This window comes from Hymenobacter sp. UV11 (assembly GCF_004684095.1).
GTDB lineage: Bacteria > Bacteroidota > Bacteroidia > Cytophagales > Hymenobacteraceae > Hymenobacter.
Window position 1 is genome coordinate 574,098 of the sequence record NZ_SRII01000001.1, and the last position, 18,798, is coordinate 592,895.

At 60.3% G+C, this 18,798-nt stretch carries 19 protein-coding genes; 7 read left to right on the plus strand and 12 right to left on the minus strand.

The window, feature by feature from the left end:
• The first annotated feature begins 43 nt into the window (after positions 1-43).
• Entirely contained in the window at positions 44-256 is a 213-nt protein-coding gene (yidD, locus tag E4631_RS02220; RefSeq protein ID WP_133658459.1) for a membrane protein insertion efficiency factor YidD, read from the plus strand.
• Between the two features lie 50 nt (positions 257-306).
• Entirely contained in the window at positions 307-1,239 is a 933-nt protein-coding gene (locus tag E4631_RS02225; protein WP_166648148.1) for a hypothetical protein, read from the plus strand.
• Positions 1,240-1,323: 84 nt separating this feature from the next.
• On the opposite strand, the gene lgt is transcribed toward E4631_RS02225, so the two are convergent.
• From lgt to E4631_RS02260, 7 genes are all read right to left on the minus strand, one after another.
• Entirely contained in the window at positions 1,324-2,334 is a 1,011-nt protein-coding gene (gene lgt, locus E4631_RS02230; RefSeq protein ID WP_133658461.1) for a prolipoprotein diacylglyceryl transferase, read from the minus strand.
• Positions 2,335-2,468: 134 nt separating this feature from the next.
• Positions 2,469-2,759, minus strand: coding sequence for a hypothetical protein (locus E4631_RS02235; protein WP_133658462.1), 291 nt, complete (start codon positions 2,757-2,759; stop codon positions 2,469-2,471).
• Complete coding sequence (locus E4631_RS02240) at positions 2,752-3,387, minus strand: RNA polymerase sigma factor (RefSeq protein ID WP_133658463.1); 636 nt, start codon at positions 3,385-3,387, stop codon at positions 2,752-2,754. The genes E4631_RS02235 and E4631_RS02240 overlap by 8 nt, the downstream gene beginning before the upstream one ends.
• A 198-nt stretch (positions 3,388-3,585) precedes the next feature.
• Positions 3,586-5,502, minus strand: a complete 1,917-nt coding sequence (gene nadE, locus E4631_RS02245; protein ID WP_133658464.1) for an NAD(+) synthase — start codon at positions 5,500-5,502, stop codon at positions 3,586-3,588.
• 146 nt (positions 5,503-5,648) lie between these two features.
• Positions 5,649-6,383, minus strand: a complete 735-nt coding sequence (gene rnc, locus E4631_RS02250) for a ribonuclease III (RefSeq protein ID WP_133658465.1) — start codon at positions 6,381-6,383, stop codon at positions 5,649-5,651.
• A 142-nt stretch (positions 6,384-6,525) separates the two neighbouring features.
• Entirely contained in the window at positions 6,526-7,782 is a 1,257-nt protein-coding gene (gene fabF, locus E4631_RS02255; RefSeq protein ID WP_133658466.1) for a beta-ketoacyl-ACP synthase II, read from the minus strand.
• A 231-nt stretch (positions 7,783-8,013) separates the two neighbouring features.
• The gene (locus tag E4631_RS02260; RefSeq protein WP_068229068.1) at positions 8,014-8,250 is read right to left on the minus strand and encodes an acyl carrier protein; all 237 of its coding nucleotides are present in this window, start codon (positions 8,248-8,250) and stop codon (positions 8,014-8,016) included.
• A 163-nt stretch (positions 8,251-8,413) separates the two neighbouring features.
• Between E4631_RS02260 and E4631_RS02265 the strand changes: the two genes are divergently transcribed.
• Together E4631_RS02265 and pyk are read left to right on the plus strand one after the other, a co-directional pair.
• Complete coding sequence (locus tag E4631_RS02265; RefSeq protein WP_133658467.1) at positions 8,414-8,842, plus strand: IPExxxVDY family protein; 429 nt, start codon at positions 8,414-8,416, stop codon at positions 8,840-8,842.
• 140 nt (positions 8,843-8,982) lie between these two features.
• Positions 8,983-10,425, plus strand: coding sequence for a pyruvate kinase (pyk, locus tag E4631_RS02270; RefSeq protein WP_133658468.1), 1,443 nt, complete (start codon positions 8,983-8,985; stop codon positions 10,423-10,425).
• A 615-nt stretch (positions 10,426-11,040) separates the two neighbouring features.
• On the opposite strand, the gene rpsT is transcribed toward pyk, so the two are convergent.
• Complete coding sequence (rpsT, locus tag E4631_RS02275) at positions 11,041-11,292, minus strand: 30S ribosomal protein S20 (RefSeq protein ID WP_133658469.1); 252 nt, start codon at positions 11,290-11,292, stop codon at positions 11,041-11,043.
• A gap of 244 nt (positions 11,293-11,536) precedes the next feature.
• Between rpsT and E4631_RS02280 the strand changes: the two genes are divergently transcribed.
• A complete protein-coding gene (locus E4631_RS02280; protein WP_133658470.1) occupies positions 11,537-12,520 on the plus strand; it encodes a YheT family hydrolase in 984 nt (327 codons plus the stop codon).
• Positions 12,521-12,590: 70 nt separating this feature from the next.
• On the opposite strand, the gene E4631_RS02285 is transcribed toward E4631_RS02280, so the two are convergent.
• Complete coding sequence (locus tag E4631_RS02285) at positions 12,591-12,908, minus strand: cupin domain-containing protein (protein WP_133658471.1); 318 nt, start codon at positions 12,906-12,908, stop codon at positions 12,591-12,593.
• A 244-nt stretch (positions 12,909-13,152) separates the two neighbouring features.
• On the opposite strand from E4631_RS02285, the gene E4631_RS02290 reads away from it, so the two are divergent.
• On the plus strand, positions 13,153-13,995 hold the full coding sequence (locus E4631_RS02290) for a serine O-acetyltransferase (protein WP_133658472.1): 843 nt from the start codon (positions 13,153-13,155) through the stop codon (positions 13,993-13,995).
• Positions 13,996-14,094: 99 nt separating this feature from the next.
• Positions 14,095-15,021 carry a cysteine synthase A gene (gene cysK / locus E4631_RS02295; RefSeq protein WP_133658473.1) on the plus strand — a complete coding sequence of 309 codons (927 nt, stop codon included), beginning with the start codon at positions 14,095-14,097 and terminating at the stop codon, positions 15,019-15,021.
• A 73-nt stretch (positions 15,022-15,094) separates the two neighbouring features.
• Here the strand turns inward: cysK and E4631_RS02300 are convergent, their stop codons facing one another.
• From E4631_RS02300 to E4631_RS02310, 3 genes are all read right to left on the minus strand, one after another.
• Positions 15,095-15,742 (minus strand): acetyltransferase, encoded by a 648-nt coding sequence (locus E4631_RS02300; RefSeq protein WP_133658474.1) that lies wholly within the window; start codon positions 15,740-15,742, stop codon positions 15,095-15,097.
• Positions 15,743-15,812: 70 nt separating this feature from the next.
• Positions 15,813-17,696: a DCC1-like thiol-disulfide oxidoreductase family protein gene (locus E4631_RS02305; RefSeq protein WP_133658475.1), complete on the minus strand. Its 1,884-nt coding sequence runs from the start codon at positions 17,694-17,696 to the stop codon at positions 15,813-15,815.
• Positions 17,697-17,794: 98 nt separating this feature from the next.
• The gene (locus E4631_RS02310) at positions 17,795-18,769 is read right to left on the minus strand and encodes a glycosyltransferase family 2 protein (RefSeq protein WP_133658476.1); all 975 of its coding nucleotides are present in this window, start codon (positions 18,767-18,769) and stop codon (positions 17,795-17,797) included.
• Positions 18,770-18,798 lie beyond the last annotated feature (29 nt).

Sequence of the window (18,798 nt, forward strand, 5' to 3'; positions counted from 1 at the left end):
GGGCAATGCCGAACTTTGCTCCCTGGCCGTTGCTTATTGCGCTATGTTTCGCCGCTTGCTGCTGCTGCTGGTGCGCTTCTACCAGCTGTTTATTTCGCCGCTCTCGCCGCCGAGCTGCCGCTACTCGCCCACCTGCTCGGCCTATGCGGCCGAGGCTATTGGCAAGTACGGGGCGTGGCGGGGGGGGAGGCTGGCGCTGCGGCGCATTGGGCGGTGCCACCCGTGGGGTGGCTCGGGCTACGACCCGGTGCCGTAGCGCGAGGGCGCTTAGCCACTGGGGCGGGCTTTGCCGTACAAGCGGGTCGTATGCTGTATATCCCGCTCCTTATCCGCCCGTTGCTGGGTGCCTTGCTCCTTACTTCAGCCTGTTCTTCGGCTGAAGGCGACCACGTTAGCAACGACGCCGACCAGCCGCAAGCCACGGCCCAGACCCACCCCGGTAAAAAGGGAAAGAAGGGTCATAAGAAAAATAAAGACGACGAAGCCGAAAACCTGCCCAGCGGCCTGCGCCGCGTGGGCAAGCTCACCGATGGCATTTTGGAAAGCTCGGGGCTGTGCGCCGCGCCTGAGGCGGGTACCTATTTCACCTTTGGCGACGATGGCCAGCAGCCCACCGTGTGGCGCGTGGATGCCACCGGCCAGCAAGTGGCCCAGTTTACACTCGGCGCGCCCAACCACGACTGGGAAAGCCTGAGCCGCGACCCCAGCGGCAACTACTACATGGGCGACTGCGGCAATAATAACTCCGACCGCCAGAACCTGGCCATCCTGCGCTTTCGGCCCGCTACACCCAGCCAGGTTTCCAAAATCAAGTTCAATTACCCCGACCAAACGGAGTTTCCGCCCAGCAAAAAGGACCGCAACTTCGACTGCGAGGCCAGCCTCTGGCACGATGGCCAGGTGTATCTTTTTACCAAGGACCGCGGCCAGGAAAGCACCTGCAAAGTATACACCGTGCCCGACCAGCCCGGCAGCTATACCGCCAAGCTCATTACCAAGCTCGTCATTCCGGGTGAGGTCACCGACGCCACTCTCTCGCCCGACGGCCGCCGCCTCGTGCTGCTGGCCCGCCAGGAGCTGTTCATTCTGGACGGTAATTCCTGGGACGCCATCCTGAAAGCGACCCCGCGCCACATCAGCCTCGAAGGCGCCGGCCAGACCGAAGGCGCCGCCTTCAAAGATGCTAAAACCTTGCTCATCACCACTGAGCAGGGCGATGTGTACGAGCTGCCCTTGTAGCAGGGGGTAGGGCTTGCTGAGTAAATAAAAAGGGGCCGTCGCACTTGGTGCGACGGCCCCTTTTTGCTTTGCGGTTTGCCTAACTTACGACTTGGTAGTAGCCGCAGCGCGGGCGGCGGCTTCCTCCTCGGCCAGGTCGCGCGGGGCGTAGCCGTAGGGGTTTTTGGGGTCTTTGCCGGCACGAAGCAATATCCACAAACCAATGAGGATGAACGGGATACTGAGCAGCTGTCCAATGTTGAGGTGGTACTGCGCAATGATGCCGCCCTCCTGCGCCACCTGATTTTCCTTTAGGTATTCCACCAGCAGGCGGAACGTGAACAGCAGCATCATAAACAGCCCGAGAAGCATCCCGCGCGGCGTGCGTTCTCGGTATTTATTCCACAAACCGTAGACAATGACGAGCAGAAATATGCAGAACAACGACTCGTAAATCTGGGTGGGGTGGCGCGGCACGGCCATTTCCATCGTGGCGGTGGGCACCGTGCCGGCAGGTAGCACCTCGGTGCGGTCCTCACCGTTGGGCAGGCGGCTGCGCTGCACCAGCACCGCGCCGGGGGGGAGGGGCGTCACGGGCGTTTGCAAGTGCTCGGTATCGCGCGGAAACACGAAGGCCCACGGCACATCGGTCGGCTTGCCCACGATTTCGGAGTTCATCAAATTGCCCAGCCGGATGCACGCCCCGCCAATGGCCACCGTAATCACAATGCGGTCGAGCACCCAGAGGTAGTCAAACTTATTGCGATAGCTAAAGATAATGACGGCCAGCGGAATGGCAATGGTGGCCCCGTGCGAGGCCAGTCCGCCGTGCCAGATTTTGAGAATCTCCCACGGGTGCGCACTGTACGAAGGCCAGTCGTAGAAAAATACGTGGCCCAGCCGCGCCCCCAGCACCGTGCCCACCACCATGTAAAACGTGAGGACATCGACCCAATAGGGCCGCACGTCCTCTTTTTTGAACATATCGGTGATGACAAACGAGCTGATAACGAAGCCCGAGGCAAACAGCACGCCGTACCAGCGCAGCAGCAGCGGCCCGATTTCGGCAATAATGGGCGAAACGTTCCAGGTAATGTAAGCGAGTAGTCCGGTCATGGGCACAAAGAAGAAAGATGATTCAAAGGTACTTCTTACCTCGGGGTTGCCGTTTTTTCAGACGAGTAGCAGCTACTCCGACAAGCCGGATTTTCGGCCGGGCAGCAAAGCAAGGGGAAGGTGCCGGCGGCAAATCAGTGGGGTAGGGCAGCCGGGGCATCGTAAGATGTGGCCGCCGTAGGTGGGCGTAGCGCCGCGCCGTCGCCACTGACGGCCAGCATCAGGGCGCCCAGCAAGGCCAGGTAGGCGGGGCGGTGCGCCCACGCCGGCAGCCAGGCACCAGCCGTGGTTAGCTCAGCGGTGAGCCGGGCGTGGACGCGCGCATAAAAAAACGGCTTGGGCTGGCCTTTGGAGCGCGCGTGCAGCTGGCGCATCAACGCGTTCCACTCCTCCTCGGAGCCTGGGCGAACGGCTGGATTAGACATGGCGAGAGGGGGATTGAAGGTGCCGGCGCAGCGTTTGCCGGGCCCGAAAAAGCAAAGATTCGACCGCCGAAACGGTGGTATCGAGCACGGCCGCTATTTCCTCGTAGCTCAGCTCTTGCTCGTGGCGTAGGGTAAAAGCTACCTGCTGCTGACTGGGCAAGCGGTCGATGTGATTCAACAGCAGACGCAGCTGCTGCTCGCCCTCCAGCAGGGCCAGTGGGTGCGCGTGGTCGGGCGGCTCGTGCAATACCTGGTTGTCGAAACCCAGCAAGCTGGTAAAATAGGCAAAGCGTTTTTTGGCCTTCAGGCGGCGGCGGTGCTGCAAGGCCCGCGACGTGGCCAGCCGGTAGAGCCAGGTGCTAAGGGATGCCTCACCCCGAAACCGGGCCACCGTTTGGTACACCTCCACAAACACTTCCTGCGCCACATCTTCGGCCTCCTCCGCCGACCGCAGCAGCGAAAAAGCAGTGGTATAAACCCGGTCCTGATAGCGTGCCACTAGCGTGCGAAAGGCCGCTTCACTACCCTGCTGAAGGTGCGCTACCAGCTCGGCATCGCCCGCGGCGGCACTGCCGCTGAGGTAGGATGGCGGCGCAAGGGTAGAAATCAGGGGAAGGCTAAAAGCCATAAAGACCAACGCGACGGGTTCAGGCAAAGAAATGCGCAACGCCAGCCGTTCGCGGTGGCTAGCGTTACGGTAGCTTAGGTACCAGCCCGCTGAAATACTTGCGCTACACTGGATGATAAATTAGCAAATACTTGATGAACAAGTACTTATTTGCTAAAATCACTTTGCCTTGCGCGCCACTACCTGGTGGTGGCCATGCTACAGCGCCGCCAGCTCTTCCCCAAACCCGCCGCTGAGTATCGGAAAGCGCAGCCAGGAGCGCGGGTCCACGTTGTAGTCGTCGAGGTGAAAACTCGGCGCATAGCGCTCGCGCTTCCACTGGTTGCGGCTCCAGAGGATGTAAAAGCGCCGCACGTAGGTGCGCAGCTGCTCGGGGTCGGCGTGCGGGTCTTCGGCCACGAGCTGGGCCAGCACGCCGGCGGGGGGTAGGCGGTCGTAGAAGGCCAGCCGCTCGATGCGATTGAGCAGGGGGTAGGGCATGAGGTCGCGCTCATCGGTCTGCTTGTCGGCCAGCGGGCGCAGCTCGGCGGTGGGTTGCAGGGCGTTCACGTGGTGCAGGGCCGCGTAGCCCAGCTCCGTTTCGGCCCAGCGCAACCACTGCTTCACAAACGCCTTATCGACGCCCGCGATAGGCGAGATGCTGCCCGCCGTGTCTCCGTCCATGGTGCAGTAGCCCACGCTGGCCTCCGAGCGGTTGGAGGTGGTGAGCAGCAGGCAGTTCTGTACATTGGCCAACAGCCAGATACCAGGTGCCCGCACCCGGGCCTGAATATTTTGCAGGGCCAAATCGTCGGTTTGCCAGGTCAATTCGCGGCCCAGCGCGCCCTCAATCTTGCCCACGTAGCCGCGCACCTCCTCGTCAATCGTCCAGTCAAAAAACCTCGCCCCAATGCTGTCTGCCAGCTCCTTAGCCGAGTTAAACGTGTCATCTGAGGAATTGACGGTACCCTGATAAGCGCAAGTCAACAGGTGGTTGACCAACTCCTGGTTGGCCGTGAGCGAGGGGGTAGGGGCAGCTGGTTCCACCACCACCTGCTCCGCCGCGCCGCCCGCGCCGGTCTGCACCACGTCGGTTTTGGCCGGGTCAAACGCCCCGCTGCGGCGCCTAAACTCCTCTAGCCCCAGCTCTTCCACACCCAGGCGCACCATCTCGGCCACCCCCACGGCGCAGAAGCACGAGTCAGCCCCGCCGCTCAGGCTCAGCACGAAGCCGCGGCTGCGCGCCTTGCGCAGGTAATCAAACAGGCCCAGGCTCATAGCCTGGTTCAGCTCACGGTACTCGTCGGGCGCGGGCAGCGGCACGAGGACGTCGGCCACGGCGAGGGGGGTAGCAAAGTCCACGTCGGCCCACTCCATATCCACGGCCTTGAAGCTCAACAGCTGGTTGCGCTTGAGCAGGTGGCCATTGCGGGCAATCAGAATCTCGCCGTCGTAAATAATGCGCCCGGCCTCATTCCCCAGCAAATTAGCGTAGAGATACGTGCACTCAAAATTGCGCGACGCATTGAGCACCAGCTTGTAGCGCAGGTCCGTTTTGCTCATCGCAAAGTGGCTGGCCGACGGGTTAATAATCAACTCCACCTTGCCGCGCAGGCGGCAGGCCGGCCGCACATCGTCGGCCCGCCAGGCATCCTCGCAGATTTCAAACCCAAACCGCACGCCCAAATGCTCAAACGTGAGGTCGCCCAGCGGCCAGCTTTCGCCCTCCAGCTCCACGGTCGTGGTCTCGCCCGCCAGCCACGGCACAAAAAAGCGCGACTCGTAGTGCACTCCATCATTGGCCAGAAACTGCTTGGCCGCGAAGCCCAGAATCTGCCCATCGCGCAGCACGGCGGCCGTGTTGTAAGTGCGCTGGTGCAGCCGCACCGGCAGCCCTACCACCACGCAAATACCTTCCGTCAGCGGCCGGATTTTTTGCAAATGCGCCAGCGCCGACGCCGGCAGCCAGTCGCTCAAAAACAGGTCTTCGCAATTGTAGCCCGTCAGGCACAGTTCGGGCAGGCACAGCAGCGCTACCCCCTCGGCCTTGGCCTGGGCAATGGCAGCGCTGATATTTTCTAGGTTGTGCGCCCAGTCGAAGGGAATCTGGTTGAGGGCAGCTCCGGCGATACGCATAAGTAGGAGGGGTAGGGACGAAAATACGCAGTAAAAAAGAACGTCATGCTGAACGCAGTGAAGCATCTCACACGCATCATTGGAATACAACCAACGAAGCGGCCAAGATGCTTCACTACGTTCAGCATGACGTTCTCAGGCTAAAATCATACGCCCAGCGCGGTTAGCGCCCGTTCGGCGGCCAGCTGCTCGGCTTGCTTTTTATTGAGGCCCATGCCGGTGGCTACCACCTCGTTGTTTAGCACCACGCTGGCCGTAAACTCCATTACGCCGCCCGGCCGGGGCTCGCCGCTCAGCTCGTAGCGCACGTCTTTACCGTGGCGCTGCGCCCACTCGATGAGCTTGCTCTTGTAGTTGGAAGTCGTAGTTGTCAGTTTAGTAACATCTACAAACGGCTTAATCAAGCCTTTGAGCACGAACTTACGGGCGGCCTTATAGCCCAAATCCAGGTACACCGCGCCCACCAGCGCCTCCAGGGCGTTGCCATTCACGGAGCGCGAGCGGGCCACGCGCGTCTGCGTCGAGTCGAGCTGCACCAGCTTGTCGAGGCCCATTTTGAGGGCGATAGCGTTGAGGCTCTCGCGGTTAACGATGCGCGAGCGCGTTTCCGTCAAAAAGCCTTCCTGCTCGTAGGGGTACTTTTTGAACAGGTATTCGGCTACCACCGTGCCCAGTACCGCATCGCCCAGAAACTCCAGCCGCTCGTTGCTTTGGTGGCGGCCCGCACCGGGCTCGGCCCGCACCACCGACGAGTGCGTGAACGCCAGCTGGTAGAGCCGCGCATTGTGCGGGTTCTGCCCAATAACGGTGGCTACCGCCTGCCGAAACTGCTTATCGCTGCCCAGCAGCCGCCGAAACAGGCCGAAGAGGGGTAGGGGCATCTTTATTGAAAAAACCAGAACGTCATGCTGAGCTTGCCGAAGCATCTCGCTCGCGCCGACAAGGATACTACCCCAACGATTCGAGCAAGATGCTTCGGCAAGCTCAGCATGACGTTCTTTTTTTAGGTGAAGTGTAAAAAGTCTACTCGCTGAGCTTACGAAATAGTACCGACGTATTGTGCCCGCCAAAGCCAAACGTGTTGCTGAGCGCCACGTTCACCTCGCGCTGTTGCGCCACGTTGGGCGTAAAGTTGAGCGCTTGGTTGATTTCCGGATCGGGCGTGTGCAGGTTAATGGTCGGCGGCACGATGCCGTACTTAATAGCCAGAATGCTGGCTACCGCCTCAATACCGCCCGCGCCGCCCAGCAAATGGCCGGTCATGCTCTTGGTCGAAGAGATGTTAAGCTTGGTGGCGTGGTCGCCAAACACCGTTTCGATGGCCTTAATCTCGGCCCCGTCGCCGAGCGGCGTGCTCGTGCCGTGGGTGTTGATATAGTCTACTTCCTCGGGCTGAATGCCGGCGTCGCGCAACGCATTGCGCATCACCAATACCACGCCCGAGCCGCTGGGGTCGGGCGCCGTAATGTGATACGCATCCGACGACATGCCGCCGCCGATGATTTCGCAGTAGATTTTGGCGCCGCGCGCCTTGGCGTGCTCGTACTCTTCAAGCACTACCGCGCCCGCGCCTTCGCCCAGCACGAAGCCGTCGCGGTCCTTATCGTAGGGCCGCGAGGCCGAAGCCGGGTCGTCGTTGCGCTCGCTCATGGCCTTGAGGGCGTTGAAGCCGCCTACCCCCGATTCGGTGATGGCTGCTTCGGAGCCGCCGGTCACGATGGCGTCGGCCAGCCCGAGGCGAATATTATTGAAGGCCGCAATCAGCGCGTCGTTGGACGAGGCGCAGGCTGACGTAGTGACGAAATTGGGCCCGCGGAAGCCATTTTTGATGGAAATATTGCCCGAAGAGGAGTCGGCAATCATGCGCGGAATGAAGAAAGGCGAGTACCGGGGCGTGCCGTCGCCGCGTTCAAACTGGAAGCATTCTTCCTGCAGCGACTTCAGTCCGCCAATGCCCGAGCCCCAGATAACGCCTACCCGGTCCTTGTCCACATTATCCGTCAGCAGGCCCGCGTCGGCGATGGCCTCGTCGGAAGCAATGACGGCGAACTGCGTAAACAAGTCCATTTTGGGGGCTTGCTTGCGCTCGAAGTAGTCGGTGGGGGTATAGTTTTTAACCTCGCAGGCAAAGCGGGTTTTAAATTTGGTAGCGTCGAAGCGGGTGATGGGCGCAGCCCCGCTCACACCGTTTTTGAGGCTTTCCCAGTAGGCGGGGGCGGTATTACCCAGGGGGGTAATGGCCCCGATACCGGTTACGACAACGCGGCGAATTGACGACATAAAATCGCAGATTTAACGGATTTAACTGATTTCGCGGATACGCCGCTGCGCGGCTGAATACGCGGCTACCCGCAAGTGATGATAAAACGGGCTGAAACCGCAAAACCGGCCGGCAGTGCGCCGGCCGGTTCTAGGGGAAAGCTTGAACAGCAAACAGACGAACCACAAAAAACGCAGCCAGCCGCGTAGCGGCGTACCCACGAAATCAGTTAAATCCGTCAAACCTGCGGTCTACTTGGCGTGCTCTTCGAGGTAGCTTACTGCCTGGCCCACGGTCTGGATGTTTTCGGCCTGGTCATCGGGGATGCTGACGTTGAATTCTTTTTCGAATTCCATAATCAGCTCCACGGTGTCGAGCGAATCGGCACCCAGGTCGTTGGTGAAGCTGGCTTCCGGAGTTACTTCCGAGGCTTCAACGCCCAGCTTGTCGATAATAATGGCTTTTACTTTTTCGGCGATTTCAGACATTGCAGTCGTGGTTAAGGGGAAACTTGCCTGCAAAGTAACGCACCTTTTGGCAACTGCCCCGCGAATTGCCTTCACGAAGGGCGTACAATATTTTGGCCTACCCCCCCGCGGGCACTGCTAGCGCCCCCTCAAAAGCCGTAGCTTTGCAGTTCGCCGCTGCTGCATGAAAACCCTAACCCTGGAGGCTGAGTACGACTGTGACTTCGCGCTGTATGGCCTGGTTTCCAGCACGCGCGACTACACCCTGGCCTGGAGCCTCAACCGCTACCTGCGCCTGCGCCTGGTGCGCCAGCCCGATTTTGTGCTGAATCTGGTGCAGCAGGGCGCCTTGGCATTCAGCTATTACCTCTACGCCACCGAAGTGCTTACCTTGCGCCTGCTGCGCAATCGGGCAGCCCTGCCCTCGGTATTGGCCAAGCCCTTTCTGGCCCCTGATATTCGCGAGTATGATTACCTGCTGCAAGTTCAGGGCGGCTCCGATGAGCTGGCGGGCACCGAGCTGCTCGACCGCCTCACGGCCCTGCCTACCATTCAGTACGCCAGCGAGTTTGACCCCAACGAATTGAAATACAAAGAAAATCTGATTTTTTAACCTTCTCTCCTGCCGGCGAAGGGCGCTCCCTTTCGCGGCAGTTCCAGTTCACTTTTACACATTTTCGGCGTTGCGCCTAATATGGGGGGTAGGGACCTTCCATTTTAAGCGCGGCCTGCGCCGGATGATTCTGAAAATCCATGCAACCAACTACTGCTTCGTTCAACAAAACCAAGATTGTGGCCACCGTGGGGCCCGCGTCTAACACCTACGAGCGCCTCGGGATGCTCATTCGGGAGGGCGTCGATGTATTTCGTCTCAACTTCTCGCACGGGGCGCACGAAGAGCACCTGTCCGTTATCAACACGGTGCGCCGCCTCAATAAGGACATGCGTACCAACGTGGGCCTGCTGCAAGACTTGCAGGGACCAAAAATTCGCTTGGGCGAAGTAGAGGGTGGCGGCGTAGAAATCAAGGCTGGCGACAAAATCAAGCTGGTGTGCGGCGAAAAAGAAATTAGCACCGCTACCCGCCTCTGCACGATTTACCTGGGCCTGGCCCGCGACGTGAAGCCCGGCGACCAGATTCTGATTGACGACGGCAAGATTGAGCTGCGCGTGCTGGCCACCGACCGCGACCACGAGGTAGATGTGGAAGTGGTGTATGGCGGCCTGGTGAAGCCTCGCAAGGGCATCAACCTGCCCGACTCCGAAGTATCGGCCCCGAGCATGACCGAGAAGGACATCGAGGACCTGAAATTTGGCCTGGCTAACGACGTAGACTGGATTGCCCTGAGCTTTGCCCGCAAAGCCGACGACATTCGCTTTATCAAAACCCTGATTGCGGAAGCCGGCAAAACGACCCGGGTAGTGGCTAAAATTGAGACGCCCGACGGCCTGCGCAACATCGACGAAATCATCGCCCTCACCGATGCCGTGATGGTGGCCCGTGGCGACCTCGGCGTGGAGGTGAAGATGGAAGAGGTGCCGATGGCCCAGAAAATGATTATTGAGAAGTGCAACCGCGCTGGCAAGCCCGTAATCGTAGCTACCCAGATGATGGAGAGCATGATAACGGCCCCGCGCCCTACTCGCGCCGAAACCAGCGACGTGGCCAACGCCGTGCTCGATGGCGCCGATGCCGTGATGCTCTCGGCCGAAACGGCCGTGGGTGCCTACCCCGCTGAGGTTATTCGCTCCATGGTGGGCACCATCTTGAGCGTGGAAACCCGCAGCCCCAAGATGTTCAATAAGTGGTGGCCCGTCGATGCGGCGTCTCCGTCGTTCATGGTTGACAGCATTCTGTCGGCCTCGTGCCACCTGGCCAAGAACACGGCCGCCACGGCCCTCACCGGCGTGACGCACGAAGGCTACACGGCCTTCCAGCTGGCGAAATATCGCCCCAAGGCTAACATCTTTATCTTCACCGACAACCGCCCCCTACTCACGGCCCTGAGCCTGGTTTGGGGCGTTCGCTCCTTCTACTACGACCGGCTAAACAGCACCGACAGCACCATCGCGGATATCCGCAATGTGCTCCTTACCACTGGTCACATCAAAGAAGGCGACGTGTTTATCAACACTGGCACCATGCCTATCGCCGAGCGCGGCCGGGCCAACATGGTGAAAGTAAGCGTGGCCTAAACGCAGCTTTTGTAGGGCTTACAAACAGTAGTTTAAAAAATATTTGTACACAAAAGGCCACTCCAACGAGTGGCCTTTTTGCGTGTAAAACGCGAGAGAATATCGGCGATAAAGCTCGTTCGGGGTAGTTTCGGAGTCAGTTTGCTAGGGGTAAAGACCTTCACCAAGGTAACACCGAAGCTGCTGTGGTTGCCAATTCGTTGCTGGAGTAGTTTCGCTTCCAGGCAAGGGGGTAGTAGATTAGGCCAGCAACTACACGTGGCGGCCCAGCGCATCGGTGAGCGCCAATACGGTGCCGGTAGGGGCCACGAGGGCAATCATGGTCGCCGTAGCTGCCTAACTGTTAGAGCGGTTCCCAAGTCCGTTAAAAGCGAAGCGGTAGCCTAATACACTGTCGTTTAGCTGAGTAGTTAGAGCGATTTCTAGGTTAGGGCACACCAATTTAAAAACCGCGTTGGGAGTGACGTCGCTCCTACGTTTTTCTACCCCAGCTCAAGCTATACCAGGCAACTACAACGCAGAAAGCCCCGCCGGGTAGGGCGGAGCTTTCTGGTGATGAGCGCGGGACCGAACGGTGGGGCGGCAGAGTTCGGCCCCGCTAGAACTCGTCTCGCGCTAAAGCGCGTTAACGAGTTTTGTCAGCTTGCTTTTGTTGTTAGCAGCTTTGTTTTTATGGATGATGTTCTTCTTGGCCAGGCGGTCCAGCATCGACGCTACTTTTTTCAGCAGCTCCTGAGCGGCCGTTTTATCGGTAGTGTCGCGCAGCTTCTTGATAGCCGTACGAGTAGACTTGTGCTGGTAGCGGTTTAGTACACGCTTCGCTTCGTTGCTGCGGATGCGCTTAATAGCCGACTTATGATTTGCCATGACAAAAAAGAAATTCTATAACAAGACAGCCAGGCGGCTGTAGTTTTCGCGTTTGGGAGGGCAAAGGTAGAAAATAAATCTGACACTTCCCAAAGGCTGGCTGATAAAGTTGTGAGTGAAACACCGGGGCCGCGCCTAATTCCCAGAAGCAACGAGGCGTCATTTTTGTTGGCACCGCTGATAAGGTTACCCGCTATAGGGGCGCACTACCCCCTCAAAAGTACGCCTTGTTCGCCAAGTTACTATGCCGCTTCTCCCTACTTCTACCTATCGCCCGGCCGCTTTGCTGGCCAATGGCCACCTGCAAACCATCGCGGCCAGTATCCTGCGGCGCGTGCCGGAGGTACGCTACCAGCGCGAGCGCCTAGAGCTGCCCGACGGCGACTTTGTGGACCTCGATTGGTCCTGGGCCGGGCCCCAGCCGGCGGCGCGGCTGGGAATTATTTCGCACGGGCTGGAGGGCGATAGCAGCCGGCCCTACGTGCGCGGCATGGCGCGGGCGCTCAACCAGGCGGGCTTTGATGCGCTGGCCTGGAACTACCGCGGCTGCGGCGGCGAAACCAACCGCCTGCTGCGCGCCTACCACCTCGGCGATACCGAAGACCTGGCCGAAGTAATTCGCCATGCTACTGCGGCCAAAAACTATCCGAAAATATTTCTGACGGGCTTTTCGGCGGGCGGCAACGTCACGCTCAAGTACCTGGGCGAGCACGCGGCGCGGGTGCCGCCGCAGGTGCAGCGGGCCGCCGTTTTTTCGGTGCCTACCGACCTAAAGGCCAGTTCTATGCATATTAGCCGCTGGCAGAACCAAATTTATTTGCGGCGCTTTATGGGCTCGCTGCGCGAAAAAATCCGGGTGAAGGCGGCCCAGCTGCCCGGCCAGCTCGACCTCACAAAGCTGAGCCAAATGCGCGATTTTCCGCAGTTTGACGAGTACTTCACGGCGCCCATGCACGGCTTTGCTTCGGCCGACGACTACTATGCGCAGTCCGCGTCGGGGCGCTACCTGGCGGGTATTCGGGTGCCCACGCTGCTCGTCAACGCCCTGAATGACCCTTTCCTACCCCCCAGCTGCTACCCGCGCGAAGCGGCTACGGCCAGCTCCTATTTCTACCTCGAAACGCCAGCCATGGGCGGCCACGTAGGCTTCAACGAAAATGGCCCGGCAGGCTCGTATTATTCCGAGCGACGGGCCATCAATTTCTTCACCCGCCCCGAGCCGGGGTAGGGTTAGTAAGTGGGTAGTTGAGTAAATGAGCAATTTTTTACGTTACTCATTTACTCAATTACCCACTTACTTATTTGCCTTCCTGCGGGGGCGAAGTGGCCTCAATGGCCGTAAAGGTTTCCAGGATTTTGTAGGTGTGCGAGGCGCCTTGGGGCACTAGGTACGAAGCACCGGGCTCCAGGGTGGTTACGTTGCCTTCGAGGTGCAGCTCGGCACGGCCCTTGAGCACGTAGCCGACCGTTTCGTAGGGCTTGTTGGTGAGGGGCTTGGGTTCGCCGGGCTGCTCATCTTCCCAGAGGCGGAGCGATACGTGGTGGCCGGCAGCCAGGTGCTTGGCGCCATCGGCGCTGGGAGTGGTGGTGCTGGCGTTAGCGTTGGGGGTAGACATGTGGGGTAGGAATGTGTAAAACGAAGTGGCACTTCGTTTTAGCCAGGTAGTAAGGAGGGAGCAGAAAGCTGCTGAGCAGAGTGCCACTCTGCTCAGCAGCTGCCCTTGCTAACGGCGGGGCTGCCCCGGCGGTTGTGCCACGGCCGGCTCAAAACCTTCGGCCAACCCCGCCGGTTAAGAAACCCTAGCCGTTTGGACGCTGCGTAGCGCCGGGCCTGTTTTTTCGCTTATTCATGATTCTGCCGTGTCTGCCGCCGCCCTCGAAACGTTTGCTGAGCAATTGGCACGGGCACATGCGGCCGTGCCCACCGCCCTTCCTGGCCCCGCTTTTTGCGCGCTAGCCGAGCAGGTGCTGGCCGTGCTCTTTCCCGAGCGGGCCATCAAGCCGCTGGCCGGTACCGATGCCATTGCCGCCACGCTTTACCACTTGCAGGCTGAGTTGGGTGAGTTGCTGGCCCAGGTGCCCGACCTCCCTACCCCCCCCGCGGCCCTCGCCGCCGACCTCTTCAATGGCTTGCCCAACCTGCGGGCCGCCCTGCTGCGCGACGCCGAAGCCACCCTAGCTGCCGACCCTGCCGCGCAAAACGTGACGGAGATACTGAGCACGTACCCAGGGTTTTACGCCACTGCCTTGCACCGGCTTGCCCACGCCTTGCACCAGCGCGGCGTGCCGCGCCTACCCCGCCTGCTGAGCGAGTATGCCCACCAGCGCACGGGCATCGACATTCATCCCGGCGCGCGCATCGGGCCGGCGTTCTGCATCGACCACGGCACGGGCATCGTCATTGGCGAAACGGCCGAGATTGGTGCGCACGTGCAAATATATCAAGGTGTTACGCTGGGTGCGCTCAGCGTGACAAAGACCTTGCAAGGCCTCAAGCGCCACCCCACTATTGAGGACTACGTGGTGATTTATGCCAACGCCACGATTTTGGGGGGGAGCACCGTCATTGGCACGCGCAGCATTATCGGCGGCAACGTGTGGCTGACGGAGAGCGTACCCTCGCATTCGCGGGTGTATCACCGCGCTCAGCTGCACATGGCCCGCCAGGATGACCCCGCCGGCGAGCTCATGTTTTCCATTTAAAAAGGTAAATGAGTAGGGTAGTGCCTGAGTAAAGTGCTTACCTGAAACAAGTTGCTCGTTTACTCATCTGCTCATTTACCTACCTACTCATTCTAAAAAATGAAAGCCAATTCCATTCTCGACGTTATCGGCCATACGCCGCTGGTCAAACTCAACAAGCTTTTCGCCGCCGAGCGCCCCGACGTGGAGGTGTGGATAAAGCTAGAGCGCCAGAATCCTGGTGGCTCCATCAAGGACCGCATCGCGCTCAGCATGATTGAGCAGGCCGAAAAAGACGGTATTCTGACTAAAGACAGCGTCATTATTGAGCCTACCTCGGGCAACACGGGGGTAGGGCTGGCCTTGGTGGCCGCCGTAAAGGGCTATAAAATCACGCTGGTGATGCCCGAGAGCATGAGCATCGAGCGCCGCCGCCTGATGACGGCCTACGGCGCCAGCCTGGAGCTCACGCCCCGTGAAGGCGGCATGAAAGGCGCCATTGCCAAGGCCCAGGAAATGGTGGACAACACGCCCGGCGCCTGGATGCCCATGCAGTTCTCGAACCCTGCTAATATTCAGGTGCACATCGACGTTACGGCTCAGGAAATTCTGGCCGATGCGCCCGAGGGCGGCTTCGATATGCACATTACGGGGGTAGGTACGGGCGGCCACATCACGGGCGTGACCGAGGCGCTGAAGCCGCACTTCCCGAACATGAAAACCTTCGCCGTGGAGCCCGAGCAGTCGCCCGTTATCAGTGGCGGCGCGCCCGGCCCGCACCCGCTCCAGGGCATCGGCGCAGGCTTCATTCCCGAAAACCTGCACACCGATATTCTCGACGGCGTCATTCAGATAACCCGCGACGAGGCGTTCGAAATGACGCGTCGCGTGGCCAAGGAAGAAGGTATTCTGTGTGGTATCTCGTCGGGCGCCTCGCTAGCGGCCGTTGCCAAAAAGCTGGCCGAAGTGCCCCAGGGCGGCAAAGTGCTCACGTTCTGCTACGACACCGGCGAGCGCTACCTCTCGGTCGAAGGCTTATTCGTCTAAACGTCGAAACGGGCAGCGCTGGCGCTGCCCGTTTTCGTTAGGAGCGTGTTGGCAGTTGCTAGAAGGTGTCGCGCTACCCCGCATCAGGCGTATCGAACCGGCGGATAACTTTGGCCGGGATGCCTACTGCCAGCGAGTTGGCGTCCACGTGCTTCGTCACTACGCTGCCGGCGCCCACTACGGCGTTAGCCCCAATCTGCACGCCGGGCAGCACCACAGCCCCGGTTCCCAGCACGCAGTTAGCTCCCAGCGTCACGTGCCCCGACAGGTGCACGCCTGGGCTAAGCTCGCAGTAATCGTGTATGATGCAGTCGTGGCCAATGGTGCAGTTTAGGTTAATCAGCACGCCTTCGCCCACCCTGCTGTCAGCCGTGAGCACGGCGCCAGTCATGATGTTGCAGCCGGGGCCGATAGTCGTGCCAAAGGCGCCAATAGCGGCCTTGGGCGAAATGGTAGAGGTGAGTATACCGCCCGCCTGCTGCATTTTTTCGGCCAGTAGGCGGCGCACCCGCGGGCTGCCTACCCCCAGCACAAACCGCGCATCTTGCGCCAGCCACGCCTGGGCGGCGGCCATCGTTTGCAGCACCGGGTAGTGCCCATACAGCAGCGGCGGCAAGTCGTCGGAGACGTCGTCGTAGAACGCCACCCGCGCCTTGCTATCGGCTTGGTAGATAACTTCCAGAACCTCTTTGGCAAAGCCTTTGGCGCCGACAATCAGCATGGGGAGAAGGGCGCCGTGGGGCGCGGAGTTAAGTGAGTGAATGAGAATGCGGGGCAGGGGTAGGGTGGGCCTACAGCGCTTCAATAGTGGCCAGGTGCGCCGCAAACTGCTGGTTGTGCCACGTCACAAACCCGGCGTTTTGCCAGGGCTTGCGTAGTTGCTGGTTGAGAAAGTCACGCTGCCAGGTAAGAGGCTCGGCAATTTTTTTAACCTTCACGCTGAAGCGGCAATTGGCCAGGTCTACCCCGTTTTGATGCGCCCAAAAAGCCGTGAAGCTGCGAATACCTTTTGCCAAACGCTCCTGGTCTACCTTAGCCGAAACGACGCTGTACGTCCACTTCAGCCAAACGGCCCCCGATAAATAGGCGCCCGGCTGCCCACTAGGCTGCGTAATAGGCAAAAACCGCTCAATACCATCCGGGCCGGTGTAGGTGACGGCAATCAGGTGCGTGTAGCTGGCAAAGTGCTCGTCGAGGGCAATCGGGTGCTTCGCAATTCCCAAAAAGTTGTGGGCTGGCCCCTCCACCGCTTCCGAAATGCGGGCCAGCCCCCGGCCAACCAGCGTGTATTCCAGCCGCGAATTGCGCCGCAGCAGCCGCACCAGAGGCGTATCGTACGATACCAGACCTTGCAAAAGTGTCAGCCCCGCCAGCCCCGCCGCCGCCCCGGCCAGCTTAAGCGTGCGCCGGGTAGCGCCTGGCAGCAGCCCAACCGGCACAGCGGGGGTAGGGCCGCTCCCGGCCGCCACCGAGCGCGCTATCCACCGGCCCGCGGCCCCGCCCAGCGCCCGCCCGCCCGGCAGCCGCAGCAGCCAGGCCAGAGGCCGCAGATACCCAATGCGCCGCAGCACCTGCTCGTAGCTGGCCAGCTCGTTGTAAGCCTGGCCCTTGGCATCAACGCTGTAGGCGGCAGCGTGCAGCGCTTGCGGAGCTAGGCCCTGCAGCGCGGGCTCCTGGCCGGCAAAGTCCTGGGCGCTGCGAAACTGCACTGCGTGGTGCCGGTCGAGCTGCTCTAGCAGCAGGCACACGCGGGTGCTGAGCCGCGACTCGGCATCGTAGTAAAAAGCCAGGCTGGGGCGGCTTACCCGCGGCGCCAGCCAGCGGCGCCACCAGCCAGCCGGCACTACCAGCACGTACAAGCTGCTAAAACCCACCGCAAACAGCGGTATCGGCAACGATACCAGCACCCCCAGGTGCAGCCCCAGGCCAATGAGCAACAGCCACGGCCGGTACCGCCGGAAGGGATAAAGGAACAAAAAAACAAGCTCGAAAACCAGCGTCAGGTAGCCCAAAAATTTGACCAGCACCTCCTGGTTCAGGAGATACGAGTAGTTGAACGGGGTTTCGTAGGGGAGCGACAGCGGCTTCCACATGCCCAGGCCCGTGAGCCACAGGGGCGACGTCAGCTTATAGAGCGCCGAGTCGAAGTAGACAAACCCGATACCGACCAGCACGGGCGCATAGTACGCCAGCTGGCTCACCGTAGTCGGCGGCTCGTAGCGAAAACGCGGCCCGGAATACCGCAGCTTGAGCCGCAGCCGGTCGAGCGACAACCGCCGGCTAATCGGCAAAAACAGAAATAAAAAGCTCATGCCGATGTACACCGGCGTCATCATATAGGCGTAGGTTTTCAGCGACGAAAAAAGTATCAGCGCAAATCCGTAGTTGACCAGCGCCGCCGGGCGCGTGTACAGCCCCAGCCCCAGCAGCACCAGCGTGGCCATCCACAGCAGCAGCGGCGTCGTGAAGCCAATTTCGGCCCCTTCCACGAATGGAATTACATCGAAAATGAGGTGGCGGAAATAGAACAAGTGCGCCACCTCGGCCAGCAGCACCGCGCAAAAAACGATGCGAAAAATGGCTAGGCCGCCGCCATCAACCTGCTTGGTATATACCTGCTTAAATTTATCGTAGAGCCAGAACCGGCGGGTGGGGGGGGGGTAGGGCGGTAGCATCAGGAAATGGCCTAGTAGCAGCCCGGCAGAAAGAAGGTCTGGAAGTGCCTTTTATGAAAGAAAGAGGTAAGGCTGTGCTTGAATACCTGGCGTAGCGGCTACGCCAGGGGGTAGGCGGGCCTCGCCCCGGCCGGCGTGCGCTGGTGCCGGGCCATGCTGCGGGCCAGCCGCAGGCCGGCGCCCAGCAGCGCCGGCAGGTCGGTGAGGTGCCGCGTCGGCTCCAGGCGCAGCGCCTCGCGCAGCAAGTCGCGGGCCCCGGCCGGCAAGCCGCTGTTGGCGTACACGTTGGCCGTAGTCAGGTACAGGTCAAACAGGTGGCGGCGCAGCTTGGGTCCGTGGCCCGTAGCCGCGTAGTGCAGCCACAGCTGCCGGTACATCAGCAAAAAGCTCTTAATATTGAGGTGGCGCGGGGTGCCCGACCAGATGCCGCCCGCATGAATGCGGTACGCACTCATCACCTCGGGCAGCAGCTTGGCTTTACCCAACTCGGCGTAGAGCAGCACCAGCGAAAAGTCAATGGGCTTAACCGTGAACAGCCACGCCGGCCACGTGGGGCGCACGTTGCGCAGCATGGTAGCGCTCGTGCTCACGATGGTGTAGATGGGGGTCAGAAAATCATCAAACTCATACACATCCTGCTTGAACTTGTGCGGCACGGCGTCGGGCCGCGAGCCATCTTCGTAATGGTCCAGCACGGGGTGAAAGCAGATGGTAAAATCGGGGTTTTGGTCCAGCCACGCCACCTGGCGCCGAAGCTTTAGCGGGCTGGTCCAGTAGTCATCGCCTTCGAGCAAGGCAATGTACTCGCCCCGGCACGCTTGCAGGCAGGCGTGGAAGTTGGGTCCCATGCCCACATTATGCGGGTGGTAAATGGGCTTGAGCAGGGTAGGGTAGCGCTGCTCATAGTCGCGCACAATGCGCCGCGTCTGGTCCGTCGAGTAGTCTTCCCCCACAATTATTTCGTAGTTGAAGTCCACCTCCTGCCCCAGCACGCCATCGAGGGCTTGGCGCAAAAAAGGCTCGTGGTTATAGGCCAGAACGACCACGCTGACCTTAATAGGTGTCGAGTTCATAGCAGAGTAGCATAGAGTAAGTATCTGAA